The 16,893-nt window shown below is 47.0% G+C and carries 15 protein-coding genes; 5 read left to right on the forward strand and 10 right to left on the reverse strand.

Features of this window, described 5'->3' with window-relative positions; genetic code table 11:
* Positions 1-3 precede the first annotated feature (3 nt).
* The 4 genes from QT979_RS00160 (at position 4) to QT979_RS00175 (ending at position 4,023) form a co-directional block, all read left to right on the forward strand.
* Positions 4-1,086, forward strand: coding sequence for an AI-2E family transporter (locus tag QT979_RS00160; protein WP_333307362.1), 1,083 nt, complete (start codon positions 4-6; stop codon positions 1,084-1,086).
* Positions 1,087-1,322: 236 nt separating this feature from the next.
* A complete protein-coding gene (locus QT979_RS00165) occupies positions 1,323-1,562 on the forward strand; it encodes a hypothetical protein (protein ID WP_333230598.1) in 240 nt (79 codons plus the stop codon).
* Positions 1,563-1,664: 102 nt separating this feature from the next.
* On the forward strand, positions 1,665-2,903 hold the full coding sequence (locus QT979_RS00170) for an HhoA/HhoB/HtrA family serine endopeptidase (RefSeq protein ID WP_445242618.1): 1,239 nt from the start codon (positions 1,665-1,667) through the stop codon (positions 2,901-2,903).
* A 247-nt stretch (positions 2,904-3,150) separates the two neighbouring features.
* Positions 3,151-4,023 carry an MBL fold metallo-hydrolase gene (locus QT979_RS00175; RefSeq protein WP_333307367.1) on the forward strand — a complete coding sequence of 291 codons (873 nt, stop codon included), beginning with the start codon at positions 3,151-3,153 and terminating at the stop codon, positions 4,021-4,023.
* An 11-nt stretch (positions 4,024-4,034) separates the two neighbouring features.
* Here QT979_RS00175 and QT979_RS00180 read toward each other — a convergent pair whose 3' ends face one another.
* The 7 genes from QT979_RS00180 to acsF form a co-directional block, all read right to left on the reverse strand.
* Positions 4,035-4,670, reverse strand: coding sequence for a 4Fe-4S single cluster domain-containing protein (locus QT979_RS00180; RefSeq protein ID WP_333307370.1), 636 nt, complete (start codon positions 4,668-4,670; stop codon positions 4,035-4,037).
* The gene (locus QT979_RS00185; protein WP_333307372.1) at positions 4,667-5,482 is read right to left on the reverse strand and encodes a radical SAM protein; all 816 of its coding nucleotides are present in this window, start codon (positions 5,480-5,482) and stop codon (positions 4,667-4,669) included. Before QT979_RS00185 ends, QT979_RS00180 begins: the two co-directional genes overlap by 4 nt.
* A gap of 22 nt (positions 5,483-5,504) precedes the next feature.
* Entirely contained in the window at positions 5,505-6,353 is an 849-nt protein-coding gene (locus QT979_RS00190; protein WP_333212046.1) for a fatty acid desaturase, read from the reverse strand.
* Positions 6,354-6,563: 210 nt separating this feature from the next.
* A complete protein-coding gene (gene hcp, locus QT979_RS00195; RefSeq protein ID WP_333307376.1) occupies positions 6,564-8,213 on the reverse strand; it encodes a hydroxylamine reductase in 1,650 nt (549 codons plus the stop codon).
* 253 nt (positions 8,214-8,466) lie between these two features.
* Complete coding sequence (gene hemN, locus QT979_RS00200) at positions 8,467-9,864, reverse strand: oxygen-independent coproporphyrinogen III oxidase (protein ID WP_333307379.1); 1,398 nt, start codon at positions 9,862-9,864, stop codon at positions 8,467-8,469.
* 86 nt (positions 9,865-9,950) lie between these two features.
* Positions 9,951-10,697 (reverse strand): heme oxygenase (biliverdin-producing), encoded by a 747-nt coding sequence (locus QT979_RS00205; protein ID WP_333307382.1) that lies wholly within the window; start codon positions 10,695-10,697, stop codon positions 9,951-9,953.
* Positions 10,698-10,708: 11 nt separating this feature from the next.
* Positions 10,709-11,785: a magnesium-protoporphyrin IX monomethyl ester (oxidative) cyclase gene (gene acsF / locus QT979_RS00210; protein ID WP_333307385.1), complete on the reverse strand. Its 1,077-nt coding sequence runs from the start codon at positions 11,783-11,785 to the stop codon at positions 10,709-10,711.
* A gap of 189 nt (positions 11,786-11,974) precedes the next feature.
* On the opposite strand from acsF, the gene QT979_RS00215 reads away from it, so the two are divergent.
* Complete coding sequence (locus QT979_RS00215) at positions 11,975-12,376, forward strand: helix-turn-helix domain-containing protein (RefSeq protein WP_333212037.1); 402 nt, start codon at positions 11,975-11,977, stop codon at positions 12,374-12,376.
* A gap of 112 nt (positions 12,377-12,488) precedes the next feature.
* Here the strand turns inward: QT979_RS00215 and QT979_RS00220 are convergent, their stop codons facing one another.
* The 3 genes from QT979_RS00220 to gcvH form a co-directional block, all read right to left on the reverse strand.
* Positions 12,489-12,800 carry a hypothetical protein gene (locus tag QT979_RS00220; RefSeq protein ID WP_333307388.1) on the reverse strand — a complete coding sequence of 104 codons (312 nt, stop codon included), beginning with the start codon at positions 12,798-12,800 and terminating at the stop codon, positions 12,489-12,491.
* A gap of 281 nt (positions 12,801-13,081) precedes the next feature.
* Positions 13,082-16,033 carry an aminomethyl-transferring glycine dehydrogenase gene (gene gcvP / locus QT979_RS00225; protein ID WP_333307391.1) on the reverse strand — a complete coding sequence of 984 codons (2,952 nt, stop codon included), beginning with the start codon at positions 16,031-16,033 and terminating at the stop codon, positions 13,082-13,084.
* Positions 16,034-16,471: 438 nt separating this feature from the next.
* Positions 16,472-16,861: a glycine cleavage system protein GcvH gene (gene gcvH, locus QT979_RS00230; protein ID WP_333307394.1), complete on the reverse strand. Its 390-nt coding sequence runs from the start codon at positions 16,859-16,861 to the stop codon at positions 16,472-16,474.
* Positions 16,862-16,893: the final 32 nt, after the last annotated feature.

Genomic DNA, 16,893 nt, shown 5'->3' on the forward strand with positions numbered 1-16,893 from the left:
TAGATGAGACGTTTCACTCAACTGCCGCAGTGGTGGACTTACGGACTGGTATTTCCCCTAGCGGTACTCAACTGCTGGTTAGCCCTCCTAGTCTTTGAATATTTTCGCGCCCTGATTACAGTTTTGGTAGTGGCTACAGTGCTGTCTTTTTTGCTAGATTATCCAGTGCGCTTTCTGCACAGATACGGCTTGAAGCGCGATCGAGCAGTTTTGTCGGTATTGTTTTTGACTTTACTGCTATTGGTGGTTTTAGGTCTCACTCTGGCCCCGATTCTCCTAAACCAAATCACTGATCTCGCCACCCGACTGCCGACTTGGATAGTTTCTGGAACAGAACAGATTGAAGCATTCCACAATTGGGCGGAAAATCGTAATCTCCGCATTGATGTCAGCGGTTTGACTACCCAATTGAGCGATCGACTTTCATTTCAATTGCAGTCTCTCACTGGCGAAATTCTCAGATTTGGTTTGGGTGCTGCAGACAGTCTGTTGAATTTCCTCCTCACAATAGTCGTGACATTCTACTTGCTCTTGCACGGCGATCGCGTATGGGAAGGATTGTTTAAATGGTTTCCTTCCAAGCTGAGCCTTCAATTGCGAGAGTTGCTGGCGCGAAGCTTCCACAACTACTTCGTCGGGCAAGCAACTTTGGCGGGTTTAATGGGACTGTCTATCACTGTTGCTTTTTTAATTATGCGAGTTCCCTTCGGACTTCTGTTCGGTTTGGGTGTGGGTGTAATGACTATGATTCCCTTCGGTGCACCTTTCAGTATTTGCATTGTCAGTTTGCTGATCACATTAAACAACTTTTGGCTCGGCGTCACAGTTTTAGCTGTCGCTACAGTAATTGAGCAAATAATTGAAAGCGGGGTTGCTCCTCGGTTATTAGGCGGTTTTATCGGCCTCAATCCTGTGTGGATTTTAGTGGCGCTGCTGGTGGGAGTTAAGGTGGCGGGAGTCGCAGGTTTGTTAGTGGCTGTGCCGATGGCTGGTTTTATTAAGAATACTGTTGATGTTTTGGAGAGTTCGAGGAACAAGTCGAGGGAAATCGATTCGGTTAGTTCCATTGAACCTATGGAGCAATAAAATTCCTCCATAGGTTCAAATTTTAGATTTTAAGAGGGTTTTTCGAGGCTATTTTGACTTAAGTTTAGTTGGTACTTTAGCTTGCGGCTTTAGAGGTTTTTTACTTCCTGCTTTTGGGTGAGGCTTTCGGGTGCTTTAGCTGCTATCCTTCCTGGATGCAGGCCGGGTCAAAAATCCAGTTTCTACGTTAACGTCGATCGCTCACAACCAAGATTTTTCCGAGAATCCTGGTTTTTTTGAGTGCAGGATTGTTGTTGACTTCGGATATCAATCCTGTGAAAACTTTACGGGAAATGCGGAATATGCAAGCTTGCTACCGTAGTTTGTATTATCGCACTCAGACAGTAATTCGCCAGTGCAGACCCAGTTCGATCGCACTCAAAAGCTGGAATCAACACTTTGCTTACTACTGTCCGGTTTATACCCCACCTGGTAGGGTAAACCCCACCAGTCAAACAGACATCACAAATGCTTGAATTAAAATTAAAGCTCCTTTACTTCTAACTTAATTACAGTAGGTGCTAAAAATGCAAAACCATAATTATAACTCTCGCTCTAACTGCCATCAAATCAATACTATGTCAACCAAAAATATGCCTGCTACCACTGTGACTTCTCGCCGTTTTGCTTTACCGAAAAAACTGGCTTTTTTATCCCTTATTTTACTCGGCTCCACCGCAACTGTTGGGTGCAACGCCCTAACTTCTCAAGTTCCTGGAAGTTCTAACGCCATTCAAGCTGAACCTTCAAGTACAGCGCCTATCTCAGCATTGCCTGCGAATATATTACCCTCTCAAGACTCTAATTTTGTCACTAAAGTTGTTCAGGAAGTCGGCCCGGCAGTGGTGCGGATCAATTCGTCTCGCACGGTGACGAACCCAGTTCCAGATGAGATACCCGAGCAATTCCGCCGCTTCTTCGGTTCAGAATCTCCTATTCAACCGGGAAATCGGGTAGAACGGGGTTCCGGTTCGGGTTTTGTTTTTGGTTCTGATGGCCGCATTTTGACTAACGCTCACGTCGTTAACGGGGCGGATACGGTGACGGTAAAACTGAAGGATGGCCGCGAATTTGTCGGCAAAGTTTTAGGCGTAGATACAGTTACTGATGTGGCTGTTGTTAAAATAGAAGCTAACAATTTGCCTGTGGTGAGTTTGGGCAAATCTGAAGAGTTACAGCCGGGAGAATGGGCGATCGCGATCGGTAATCCCCTCGGTTTGGACAATACTGTGACTGTGGGAATTATTAGCGCTACAGGCCGTTCTAGCGCCGATGTCGGCGTTCCCGACAAGCGCGTCAGCTTTATTCAAACCGACGCTGCGATCAATCCCGGCAATTCCGGCGGCCCGCTGCTGAACCAGCGCGGTCAAGTTATCGGCATGAATACGGCGATTATTCAAGGCGCTCAAGGATTGGGTTTTGCTATTCCGATCGATCGAGCACAACAAATTGCCGACCAATTAGTAACAGCAGGAAAAGCCGAACATCCTTATCTCGGCGTTCGGATGTTAAGCATTACTCCGGAAATCAAGAGAGAATTTAATCAAAATCCCAACACCAAATTGAGGCTGACTGAAGATAAAGGCGTGTTAGTTTTGGGGGTTGCGAAAAATTCTCCCGCGGCACAAGCTGGAGTTCGCCTTGCCGATGTCATCAAGAAAATCAACGGTAAAGAAGTCAGCGATGCTGGCAGCGTACAAGAAATTGTTGAGAAAAGTACAGTGGGCAGCGATCTGCAGCTTGAATTAAGCCGCGGCGGACAACCTGTCACTGTGGCGGTGAAAGCGGGTGCTTTTCCAGCGAATCAGCAGCAGTAGAATTGTTGATTGAAACTTATATCTTGCACGCAGAAGCAAGAGTCCGGCAGGGCTTTAAACCCCTGCCTCAAAGTATCAGTCCTATGAAAGAGGACTGATACTAAGCTACTGTCAATAAATACGGAGTAATTATTAGTCGGTTTTAACCGGATTTTGCTGTAATACGGTTTAAACCCCCGTCGGGATGTCGGGGGTACTCGTTATTGTAAGTTACCATAATTTATATGGGTTATTAAGAGGTAGAAAAATGGCTAACATTAATCGGAGGCGTACTGAAAATATTAACGGTAACTTTTATGTAGACAGTACCTGCATTGATTGTGATACTTGTCGGTGGATGGCATCTGAAGTATTTGGTCAAGCGGGAGAACAGTCTGCGGTTTACCACCAGCCAACTAATGAAACTGAAGAAATGCGATCGCTCGCGGCTCTTTTGTCTTGTCCCACAAGTTCGATCGGCACTGTAGAAAAACCCAAAAGCATCAAACAAGCCCAGCAACTTTTACCCGCACTTGTAGCAGAAAATGTCTACCACTGCGGCTATCATTCAGAGAAATCCTACGCTGCAGCTAGCTATTTAATTGTCCGTCCCGATGGCAATATTTTAGTTGATTCTCCCCGTTTTGTGCCGCCGCTAGTCAAAAACATAGAAGCAATGGGCGGCATTCGCTATATGTACTTGACTCACCGCGACGATGTGGCAGATCATCAACAATACCGCGATCATTTTGCGTGCGATCGCATCCTTCATTCGGACGAAATTAACGCGGGTACTCGCAGTGTAGAAATTCAATTGTCGGGCAGCGAACCGTATCAATTAGCCGATGATGTGTTGATTATATCTGTGCCAGGTCACACGAAAGGTCACACAGTTTTGCTTTACAATAACAAGTTTTTGTTCACCGGTGATCATCTTGCTTGGTCAGAAAGTTTGCAGCAGCTAGTTGGCTTTCGCGAAGTCTGTTGGTATTCTTGGCCAGAACAAATAAAATCTATGCAGAGTTTGGCTAATTACTCGTTTGAATGGGTGTTGCCGGGACACGGCCGCAGGTATTATGCCGATCGGCAAACAATGAGCAATCAAATGCAAAAGTGTATTGCTTGGATGCTCGATGCTTAATGCGATCGGGTTCATAACTCCGACTCAGCCAGATTCATTTGACCCCGGTAGCCTGTGAAAATCCGACTGCCATCTTTGAGAATATGAATCTCCATCTGATCGCTCGCCCAAGTGAGTTGATCCTGAAAAGCAGGATTGAAAAGATGTACGCGCTGGTTGCTGGAAGAAACGAGAGAATCGGGTGAGTGGACTGCTAAAGACTGCACATAAGCACCATCGATTAAAATATCGAGTTGTTCCAGCAACTCCTCAACACCGGCGGGCCCCTGTTGCGATCGCAATTGTTCTAACGTAAAGCCAGTAAACGACATGACATTTAATCCTGCTGCTTTGACTTGGCGTGCCAAATCTGCCAAAGCTGGAGCTTGCCAGAAGGGTTCTCCGCCGGAAAAGGTGACACCCTGGTTGCGAGGGTGACTGAGAATCTGCTGGGCAAGGGTATCAACGCTGATTAGTTGATTGAGCTCAAAAGACCATGAAGCCGGATTAAAGCAACCTGGACACTCCCGCAGGCATCCTTGCACCCAGATCACGGCTCGACAACCGGGCCCATTCACTTCCGACTCGTCTACATATCCCATGATGTTGAGATAGCCTGGGGGAATGTCTAAAAGCTGAAAATATGGGTTTGTTTTCTGAGGTTTCATTGCTTCTGTGCCTCTGGTTTTAATAATGGGTAACGCACTGGAATTCCTATAGCGCGTTCAATGCGATCGCCAAAAACCTTTAGCACTTCAGGATGGACTTGCTTGAGTTGCCTTGTCGGATATAAACAGCCATTGGGCGGATCATTCCCTCGTGCTTCTAGCTGATGCGTTAGGGGGCAAAGTCGCGTCGGCGTGTTGAGTTGGATTTCGTCTGGCAGTAATGCTTGCATCCGCCGGATGTACTCTGCCCGATCCTGTTCGTTCCACTCGGTGAGTAGCATCGTCTGAATTGCCAGGTGTCCTGAATAGAGTTGGCGAAATTGAAGTAAACCGGCCCAAATTTCCTGGAGGTTGATGGTTGGCATGGGGCGATTGATGCGACAGAATGATTCAGCAGCAATGGCATCAACTTTGACAGCTACCCAATCGGCGATCGCCAGTTCGTCACACACCGCGCGATCGCCCAGCAAACTGCCGTTGGTTAATACGCCAACGGGCTTCCCGGTCATTTGCTTCGCCATAACCAGAATTTCGGCTAAATTCAGCGCCAGAGTTGGCTCACCGCTACCGCTGAGGGTGATGGTGTTCACATCGCCGACAGGGAAGGATTGCAGATCCTGTTGAATTTTCTGAGTCGGGACAAAAATCTGGCGGTTGCAACTCTGGTGCTCAATTTCACCTAACTGGCAATACACACAGTTAAATGAGCAAGTAGAATCTGGCCCGATCGGATCAATTCCTAGCGATCGTCCAAAGCGCCAGGATTGCACTGGGCCGTAAACAGAAGTGAAGGGTTTAGTGAAAGTAGACATGGCTTCAGGTCGATCTCCAATTTTATGAAGCTGTACCATTTTGAGCCGGTGGCATCACCACTTTTCTGGCGAGACCCAATTTCTTTAACAGCCAAATTGCCCACCAAGTCGGATCGTACTCCCACCAGCGCCAGCCTGCTTTTGCAACGTTAGGATGGGCGTGGTGGTTATTGTGCCAACCTTCGCCATAGGTGAGAATAGCCGCCCACCAAAGATTGCGGGAGTTATCGTTTGTCTCAAAAGTACGGTATCCCCACAGGTGAGTGACCGAGTTAATAAACCAGGTGCTATGCCAGAGTAAAACAGATCGGACAAACATACCCCAGATCACAAATGACCATCCCCCCAGTGCATACAGCAGTAGCCCCAAGGGGATTTGCAGCAGCAAAAAGTTGCGATTCAGCCAGCAATAAAATCGATCGCGTGTCAGATCGGGGGCAAACCGCTGGTACTGTTCATAATCGAAGAATTCTGAATGGGGATAGAAAATCCACAACATATGGCTCCACCAGAACCCCCGCCGGGCTGAGTAAGGATCTTTATCGATATCCTCGGTATAGGCGTGGTGTAGCCGATGACCCGCCACCCAGAAAATTGGCCCTCCTTGTAGAGCAAAGGTACCGATCAGGGCGATCGCATATTCCAGCCCTTTAGGAACCTGAAAACTGCGATGGCTCAATAGGCGGTGATAGCCCAAACAAATGCCAATACTGCCAAATAACCAGTGCAAAAAGAGAGTCATACCCAAGGCAGACCAGGAGAAGAACCAGGGTGCTAAAAGTGCGAGAGCATGAATTGTGGTGAAAAAGAATACCGCAGTCCAATCCAGTGGATATCGAGTCGGATTTGTTGGCAACAGTTTAGCGGTCATCAATTACCTCACAACACAAAAAAATTGGGAATAAACATTAGAAAAAGCAATCACAGTTACCAGTCAAATAAATGCGCGCGTCTGATTGAACACTAATTGAATTAGGACTTACTCAAAAAACGCGGTTTACGAGAAAAAATCATTGATATCTCCCAGAGATATTGACGCAGAAACCGGGTTTTTGACCCCGCGTGCGTAAGTAAGTCCCACTCAGCTCAAGCAAGCTGCTAGATCGGCATCAGGGGTGGTAATGGCCTGTAAGTTATATTTCTCCGACAGAAGCTTGAATACATTGGGAGAAATAAACGCCGGTAATGTCGGCCCTAGACGAATGTTTTTAATCCCCAAATGCAAGAGAGTTAGCAAGACGGCTACTGCCTTTTGTTCATACCACGACAGAATCATGGAAAGGGGTATATCGTTGACACCTACCTCAAAGGCATTGGCTAGGGCTACAGCAATCTGAATCGCGGAGTAGGCATCGTTGCACTGACCAACATCCATCAGGCGGGGTAGTCCGTCAATGTCACCCATTTGTCGATCGAAGAAGCGAAACTTACCGCAAGCTAGGGTTAGCACCACACAATCATCAGGCACTTTTTCTACGAACTCGGTGTAGTAGTTGCGATCGGGTTTGGCTCCATCACAGCCCCCCACCAGGAAGAAATGGCGGATTTTACGCTGTTTCACAGCCTCAATGATTTTATCTGCCACCCCTAGGACTGTATTGTGGGCAAAACCAACTGTGACTTCCCTGGCGGGTGCATCTTCAGTGAAGCCGGGAAGTGCCAGTGCTTTCTCAATAACGGGAGTAAAATCGGGTGTGCCATTGTCGATCGCACTCAAGTTAATCAGACCCGGATAGCCGACGGGGCCAACGCTAAAGAGTTTATTTTCATAATAGGAATGGGTTGGCATTAAGCAGTTGGTCGTAATCACGATCGCACCGGGGAACTTGCCAAAATCCTTGGTTTGGTTCTGCCAAGCAGTGCCGTAGTGACCGTAGAGATGGGGGTACTGCTGTTTTAGTTTGGGATAGCCGTGGGCTGGTAGAAGTTCGCCGTGGGTGTAAACAGTAATTCCAGTGTCTGCTGTTTGCTTGAGTAAGCCTTCGAGTTGTTTGATGTCATGTCCTGAAACCAGAATCGCCTTCCCTTGCCGTGGATTGAGGGGAACAGGCGTGGGAATTGGGTGCCCATAGCTACCGGTATGTCCGGCATCCAAGAGTTCCATAGAGCGCAGATTGATGGCTCCCACCTCAAGAGCAAGATTCACCCACTCCTGCAAGCCCAAGGTCTGGTTATCGAGGGCGACAAGTGCCTCATAAATGAAACGATACACCCGCTCGTCTTCCTGTCCCACTTCGTAGGCGTGGAAGGTGTAGGAGGCAAGACCCTTAACCCCATATAACACTGTGAGTTTGAGTGAGAAAATATCCACATTCCAGGCAGACTGACTCATGAACTGGATGGAAATCAGCTCACCCTGCTCAACCAGGCTCTCCTCAAAGTTGGGTTCAAAGTCGGAAATTGCAGCCCACGTGGGTGGAGTGTCTGTTGCTTGCTGCACTTGAGCCTTGAGGTTGGCGCGATGGGCGATCGCTTCCTGGAGATACTCAACAAACCGCTTTTCGGAAAAGTTGACATTCGTCATCGTGGCAAAGATCGTTTCGCAGGTGAAGACATCCACTGCATGAGTATCAATGCCTAACTCCTTTGCTTTCAGGGCAATCGGAGCCAACCCGCGCAGATAATAAATCAGCAGATCTTGGATAGCATTCACCTGGGGACTTTTCCCACAAGCACCAAACTGATGGCATCCTTGTCCGCTTGCTGTTTGTTCGCATTGTTCACAGAACATTGATTTTTCCTTTTTGAATTGGTTAGAATTTAAGCAACAACTCAGTTATGAAAGTATTTATCCATCCCTGACTACTTTAACAAATCTGAGTTGACAAGTCTGACAAGCGAATTTCCAAGGTGGTACCCGCCACGTGATTTATCCGTGGAATCAATCCCAAATCTCAAATCTCAAATCCTCAAGAAAGAGCATTTATCTCGCGCAAGTCAATCGAAAATCTAAAATCTAAAATCTAAAATCGATTGACGATGATTCATAGGGACTTGGAAAACCGTTTGCTTGAGTGGGGGATGAGATAGCTATCAAACACGGATGCAATATTGCGAATTAGCAAGCGCCCGATCGCCGTTACTTCAATGCCATCGCCCCAACGTTTAATTAATCCATCGGTTTCTAAGGCATCAAGTTGTGGCAAAACATGAGCAAAATAGTCATTGAAGTCGAGATCGAAGCCGAGATGGTATTTTTGTTCCAAATCTTGCACCGACAGTTGGAATTGACACATTAATTCCATGATTACTGTGCGCCGAATCATATCGTCCTGATTGAGTCTAACGCCTTTTTCGATCGGTAATTCACCCGCATCGATCGCCCCATAAAAGTCTTTTAGTCCCTTGTGGTTTTGGGTATACACATCCTGCAACATACTGATGGAAGTCATGCCAAAGCCCAACAGATCAGATTCGGGCTTAGTGGTATAACCCTGAAAATTACGATGTAGTTGCCCCGCTTGTTGCGCGATCGCCAGTTCATCATTGGGCTTAGCAAAGTGATCCATGCCAATAAATACATAGCCATTTTGCGTCAGTTGAGCGATCGTACTTTGCAGAATTTTCAGCTTTTCACCCGCAGTCGGCAATGCAGATTCCGGCATCCGTTTCTGAATCGGTTTGATCCAGGGAACATAGGCAAAATTAAAGACGGCAATGCGATCGGGATTTAATTGCAAGGTCTTCTGTACCGTTTCCTGGAACGTTGCTTGTGTCTGGAAAGGTAAGCCGTAAATCAAATCTACATTTACACTTTCAAACCCTGCTTCCCGCATCCAATCCATCACATCAAACAACATCGCTTCCGGCTGCACCCGATTGATTGCTTCCTGCACGGTGGGATTAAAGTCTTGAATGCCAAAGCTAATCCGATTGAATCCTAATTGTCGCAAAAAGAGAATATATTCGCGATCGATATAGCTAGGATTGACTTCGATCGATATTTCTGCAGCGTCATCGAACCGAAAATATCGATTTAACTGGTTCCAGAGACACTCTACCTGACTGCGATCGAGATAGTTGGGCGTGCCGCCGCCCCAGTGCAACTGATGCACCAGCCGATCGGCATCCACCAAACTGGCAACTTGGCGAATTTGGCGATCGAGATAGCCTAAATAGGGTTCTACCACCTCCTTGCGCTGGGTAATGATGGTATTGCAGCCGCAGAAATAACAGGGCGTTGCACAAAAGGGGATGTGGCAGTAAAACGATAAGGGGGTTTGTTTGTGATTGCCGACGGCGATCGCGGTTTTAAATGCGTGGCGATCGAAATCAGTGCTTAATTCTGTGGCGGGTGGATAGCTGGTATAGCGAGGTAAAGGCTGGTTGTATTTATTCAACAATGCAGCATCAAATTCAACCGTTTGTGATAACTGTTTCATTAACCGATTTATCCTTCTGTTGTTGTGTAAATTCAGAACCCCGGCATATTTTAGAGATACGATCGATCTTGTTTTCGTGGGGCGAGTTATTTCGCGACAGATTCTCGCTTGGCATGAGGGCTGCGGCCTTCTGTGCTACCGGGGCGATCTTGCCGAGTCAGCAAATCAAAGGTATGGTCTCCAATCGCCGCTTTTACATCGGCTTCGAGTTCGTGCATTACATCCTGGTTAAGGGTAAATGCCGTATTTGCTTCGGCGACAATTCGCTCGATCGTGTCAGCATCCACCGGAAACTCATCAAAGGTTTGGCGATAGCGTTCCTTAAATACTCGCCTTGCTTCTGGTGTTGAGATTTGGGAAAATTCATAGAAATTTGTTCCCTGATCCGGCGGCAGAGACAACGCCGATCGAATCACGTTTTTCAAGCTTTGTCCGCCGGATAAATCACCCATGTAGCGGGTGTAGGCATGGGCAATCAGCAGGACTGGATCGGTTTTTGAGAGGGTTTGAATGCGATCGCGATACACAGAACCCGCTGGCGAAGCCGTAATTTGCTCCCGCCAATTTTCACCGTAATAAAAAGCTAGATCGCCAGCCAGATTCTCAGTGCGATTTAACTCAGGGAAATAGAGGGTTCCGATAATCGGGTGGTTGACATGGCTCTGCAAAGCCGTTTCTAAGGCGCTGTAAACAAAGTACAAATCGGCAAATAGTTTACGCAAAGGTTCCCGTTCCACAATGCCTTTGATAAAGCATTTCATAAATGCCGTATTTTCGGCTGTGGTGTGGGATTGCATCGTGCCTTCTCGGAGGCGTGTGGATAGATTAGTCATGGTAATATCTCCTAATTAATCGCGGTTCTGGACGATTCAGCATTAATCGAGGGCAGTAAATAAAGGCGCAACAACTGCCAGAAAATCACAGCAATCCAGGGTAGTTTTTGGCAAAATTGGATGGCGGCAGGGCGCTGGTTAGTTGAGATTTCTGCTAGCTTCTGATTGGCGATCGCACATCGATCCAAACGGGGAAAGAATTCTGGATGGTGAGTATCTAAAATACTGGGAAACGCCCGTTTTGCTGTTTCATTGGTGTGATGAATCACCTGCTTGTTATATTCATCGGGGTCGATCCCGATCGAGTCATAAAATGTGGAGCGTTCCAACACCGTCATTGTGTGGGTGGCAAACACCGTCAGTAGGAAAAAGCGCGCCCAGAGTCTTGCCTTCCAGTTATTCCAAAGCTTAGGCTGCGATCGCAACAAAGCCTTAAAGAAATCCCCATGCCGATTTTCGTCCTGGCACCAATTCTCGAAGTAGCGAAACAGGGGATAAATTTGATGTTCGGGATGTTGTTCGAGATGGCGATACACCAAAATATAGCGCCAGTAGCCAATTTTTTCCGACAGATAAACAGTATAAATTACCCATTCTGGAGGGAAGAATGTGTAGGTACGATTTTTTGTTAAATAGCCCAGATCGAGAGACAACCCAAAATCTGCCATCGCCTTATTCAAGAAACCGGCATGACGCGCTTCATCCCGTGCCAGTAAGCTAAAGGCTTCCGATAACAACGGTTGGCGATTCTTAAGTTTGCGGGAGAGTTCTTTGAACAACAGAAAACCCGAAAATTCTGAGGTACAGGAGCGCTCTAGAAAGTCAATAAATGCCTTTCGCGTTTCGCCATCAATCTTGTCCCAGCATTGCTCAAACTCTTGATTGCGGACAAAATGGTGGCGGTTATAGTCCGCGCGCAATTCTGCTACAACTGATTCTAATTCCGCTTGTTGCCCTGACAGATCCATTTCGGCAACGGCATCAAAATTGGTGGTGTAAAAGCGGGGTGTTAACAGGGTTTCTTGAACAGGTGCTTTAATGCCAGATGGCAGACCAGCAGACTCCGATTTACTAATTGAACTAACCATAGGAGTGGAGAGTGGATTTTTCGGAATTGATGACTGTGAACCACATTGCCTTAATCCACGATCGCCCACAAGTCAGTTACCAGTGGTATCCTATAGTTACTTGAGGTAAAGCATTGAAGCCAATCGGACGTTTGAGCCATTTCTAAAGAAATATGGAAATTATCGTGAAGGCAACTGTGAAGGGAGTTTATGGTGGAAGCAAGTCAGTGCGTAGAGGTTAAATGTCCGATTCAGTTTGTGCTGGATTTGTTGGACAATAAATGGTCAATTTTGGTTCTACGCGAACTGTTTGGAGGCGCGAGGCGTACCCACGAATTACTCGCGGCACTTCCTGGCATCAGCACCAAAACCCTCACCCAACGCCTCCGAGAGTTGGAATCTCAAGGGCTAGTCGATCGCCGTGTTTATGCCGAGATTCCGCCCCGTGTAGAATATTCCCTCACGCCCAAGGGTCGCCAAATTCAACCGGTGATGGCAGCCTTGCATCAAGTAGGATCGCAGTGGCTGGGACAGGAGAGTTGTATTTGTCCCCTAACACACTCGGATGCTAAGGACGATCGCATGAACGCTTCAGGTCTAATTTCAGATTAAAAATGTCAGAATTATTTATCTCTCTCTTCTCTTCCTCAGTGTCCTCTGCGTCCTCTGCGGTTTAATTATTTCGGTTCTGGGAGGTGAATTCCGTGGGTTAAGTTAACTCCCCCTAAGAACTAGCCTTGGGAATAGCCACCAAAGTCATAGAATTAGCCGGGTAAGTTGCCCTAAAACCATATTTATATACTCTCAAGTCGCAGTTCCAAGTGCTAATTTTATTTACACCGTAGATGTCGGGGCTGATTGAATGGCGATCGGCTGTAAGATTAACAGATAAAGCCAGGCCGATAGTTTGCGCGATCGCCATTTTGATGTAGGCTTTTGTTGCCACTACCCCCAAAGCAGCCAAAAAACCTAACAATAATAGGGTAATCCAACGCGGTTTATTTTCGTGAGTAAGCCACAAAAAGCGTCTATTCATTTTTTATTTTCCCTGGTAAAGGTGGATTATTTTATTACATTATTTGCGGGCAATTTATCGAGATTAATCAGCCGTTCTACATTTAAATTTAATATCGTTTCCGGTTGGATGGGAATGATAAAGTCAAGGTCAATAATTCTACATTCCCCCACTCCCCACTCCCCATCATGTATGAGTGTAACCGGAATTGATATAACTTTTGGGGCGGGCTAGAAGCCCAACCCCTACTCCTCACAATAGTGTGTGTGTAAGATTCCCATTGTGTACCCGGAGAGACTTATTTAACCTTGACTGTAAGCCTCCATTGGCAAACAAGAACAGACAAAATTGCGATCGCCAAACGCATTATCTATCCGGCCCACTGCCGGCCAAAACTTATATTCGCGAGTCCAAGGTGCCGGATAAGCCGCTTGCGCGCGAGTATAAGGACGATTCCACTCATCAACCATCAGAGATTCTGCAGTGTGCGGCGCATTTTTCAAGACGTTATTTTCCGCATCAACATTACCTTTTTCAATCTCCGCAATTTCCGCTCGAATCGCAATCATCGCATCGCAAAAACGGTCTAATTCCTGCTTCGATTCGCTTTCGGTAGGTTCCACCATTACCGTACCAGCAACCGGCCAAGAAACTGTCGGCGCGTGATAGCCGTAATCCATCAACCGTTTAGCAATATCTTCGACTTCAATAGCCGCAGATTTTTTGAGTAATCGCAAATCTAGAATACACTCATGCGCCACCAAACCAGCTTTCCCTTTGTACAAAACCGGATAATAAGATTCTAAGCGTTTGGCCATGTAATTAGCATTAAGAATTGCTACTTTTGTTGCCTCAGTTAAACCCACTCCTCCCATCATCCGAATGTACATCCAAGAAATAGGCAAAATGCTAGCACTTCCCCAAGGCGCGGCGGAAACAGCACCAACTGATATTTGTTGACTGTTGACTGTTGACTGTTGACTGTTAAGAATAGAATGACTGGGCAAAAATTCTACTAAATGAGACATTACCCCAATTGGGCCCATTCCCGGCCCGCCGCCGCCGTGGGGAATACAGAAAGTTTTGTGCAGATTCAAGTGACAAACATCAGCACCAAAATCACCGGGGCGGCACAAACCAACTTGAGCATTCATATTTGCGCCGTCCATATAAACTTGTCCGCCGCAGTTGTGGACAATCTCGCAAATCTCTTTAATTTCTTCCTCAAAAACGCCGTGGGTTGATGGATATGTCACCATCAAAGCCGCCAGTTCATTTTTGTGTTTTTCTGCTTTTTTATGTAAGTCAGCAACATCAATATTGCCTTGAGAATCGCACTCTACTGGAACTACTTTCATCCCCGCCATCACCGCGCTAGCCGGATTTGTACCGTGGGCTGACTGGGGAATTAAACAGAGATTTCGGTGAGATTCGCCTCGGTGTTCGTGGTATTGACGAATAACTAACAAACCCGCGTATTCGCCTTGGGAACCTGCGTTGGGCTGCAAAGAAATTCCCGCGAAACCGGTAATTTCTGCTAGCCACTGTTCTAGTTGCACGAACATCATTTGATACCCGCGAGTTTGATCGGGGGGTGCAAAGGGATGTATCTTGCCAAATTCCGCCCAAGTCACCGGCATCATCTCTGCTGTTGCATTCAATTTCATTGTGCAAGAGCCCAAGGGAATCATCGATGTATTTAGCGATAAATCCTTGGCTTCTAAACGGTGCAAATAGCGCAAAAGTTCAGTTTCCGAATGGTAGCTGTTGAAAACTGGATGGGCGAGATAGCTGCTGGTGCGATCGCAAAAATCTGGTAATGTCAAATAGGAACTCAATGCGTCGGCATCCAGCGGAATGTTGAGAGCATTCTGCCCGTCTGCCCTGATATAATCTTTATTCTGTGCAAAAATTTCCCATAACTCTTGCACATCTTCAACGCTGACAGTTTCATCTAAAGTGATTCCCACTGTCGAATCATCGAAAACTCGGAGATTAATTTTGCGAACTTTAGTAGCTTCTAGAAGTTCTGACAGCGGTTTGTCTCCCAATTCTACCCGCAAAGTATCGAAGAAAGGTTGAGAACCAATTTTGTATCCGAAACTTCTTAAACCAGATGCCAAAAGTGCTGTTAAACTCCATACTTTCTCAGCAATGTCTTTGAGTCCAGACGGGCCATGATAAACAGCATACATACTCGCCATCACTGCCAGCAAAACTTGAGCAGTACAAATATTGCTAGTAGCTTTTTCGCGGCGGATGTGCTGTTCGCGAGTTTGCAATGCCAAACGTAAAGCAGATTTGCCGTTGGCATCTTTAGAAACGCCGACGATTCTCCCCGGAACTTGGCGTTTAAACTCTTCTCGAGTGGCGAAATAGGCTGCGTGGGGCCCTCCGAATCCCATCGGCACTCCGAAGCGCTGAGTGCTTCCTACGGCTATATCCGCGCCGAATTCGCCGGGGGGTGTGAGCAAGCAAAGGCTCAAAATGTCGGCGGCGACTGTGACTAATGCGCCGACTTCGTGTGCCGATCGAATAAAATCGGTATAGTCGTAAATTGCGCCGTCTGTGGCGGGGTATTGCAGGAGAGCGCCGAAAATTGTACGATCGAACTCAAAGCTTTGATGGTCGCCGACAATTACCTCAATTCCCAGCGGCTTAGCGCGAGTTTGCACCACTTCCACAGTTTGAGGGTGGCAATCTTGGGAAACAAAAAACGCTTTTGCCTTATTTTTACTCGCGCCGTAACTTACCGCCATCGCTTCCGCCGCCGCAGTCCCTTCATCCAGCAAAGAAGCGTTGGCAATTTCCAAACCCGTGAGGTCAATTATCATGGTTTGGAAGTTCAGTAAAGCTTCCAATCGCCCTTGAGCAATTTCGGCTTGGTAGGGTGTGTAAGCTGTATACCAGCCGGGATTTTCTAGGATATTCCGCTGGATGACGGGGGGAGTTATGCAATCGTGATATCCTGTGCCGATGTACGATCGAAATACCTGATTTTTTGCAGCAATTTCTTTCAATTCTGCCAAAGCGCTGTACTCGCTTTGCGCTGCGGGAAGTTGTAAGGGTTGAGAAATACGAATCGTCGCAGGAACCGTTTTGTCAATCAACTCATCGAGGCTGGAAAGGCCCAAAACATTGAGCATTTGCTGGATTTCGCTGGGTGTCGGGCCAATGTGCCGGCCCGCAAAACCATTTATGGGGGAAAGGTTTTGCTGCTGACTGGGTTCAAGTTGAGGGCTGTAGAGTACCAAGGCGGATTCTCCTGAATTGACTTTTGCTTCTTTGTTTGTAACATTTTGCTAAGAAAACAAGGAAGATTTTCTGCGTCTATCAAAGTCCGAGAGTCCGACAGCGGTTTCAACCCCTGTCTCATAGCTAAAGTCGTCTGAAGACGACTAAGCAAGATTTTTTGCGTGTATCAAAGTCCGACAGCGGTTTCAACCCCTGTCTCATAGCTAAAGTCGTCTGAAGACGACTTTAGATTAAGGTCGATGGTTGAAACCGCTGTCGAGAGTCAAACGAAGTCTGCCTTAGCGGACAAGCGAGATAAAGGGGGTATTTAAGCCGGATTTGGTATCAGTCGTCTAAAGACGACTTGTGCTAAAAGCCCCGTGGGTTTCAACCCCTGGCGGATTGTGGAATTATCAACAAGCCCTATGCCCCATGCCCTATGCCCCATGCCCTATGCCCTATTCCCCTTCGACCATTTTTCGATACTCTGGGGCCGAGAAAGCGTCGTCTGCTTCGCTGGGATTGTCAACGCGCACTTTCAGCAGCCACCCAGCGCCATAGGGGTCTTCCGCCAAATTTTCGGGAGACTCTATAATTTCATCATTGCGTTCTACAACTGTACCGGTAACTGGTGCTTTCAAGTCTTCAACCGCTTTCACTGACTCGACTGTACCGAAAGCTTCGCCTTTTTCCAACCCTGCACCGACTTCGGGCAAATCTAGAAACACGATATCGCCGAGTTGGTCAACTGCAAAAGCACTAATGCCGATGGTGGCAATTTCGCCTTCGAGTCGGATGTATTCGTGGGTGTCTAGGTATTTCAAGTCATCGGGGTATTTTAGTGCCATATCTTTTCTCACAATAAACAAAGTATCAAGTA

The organism is Microcoleus sp. w2-18bC1 (genome assembly GCF_036700365.1).
In the GTDB taxonomy this organism is placed as follows: domain Bacteria; phylum Cyanobacteriota; class Cyanobacteriia; order Cyanobacteriales; family Microcoleaceae; genus Microcoleus.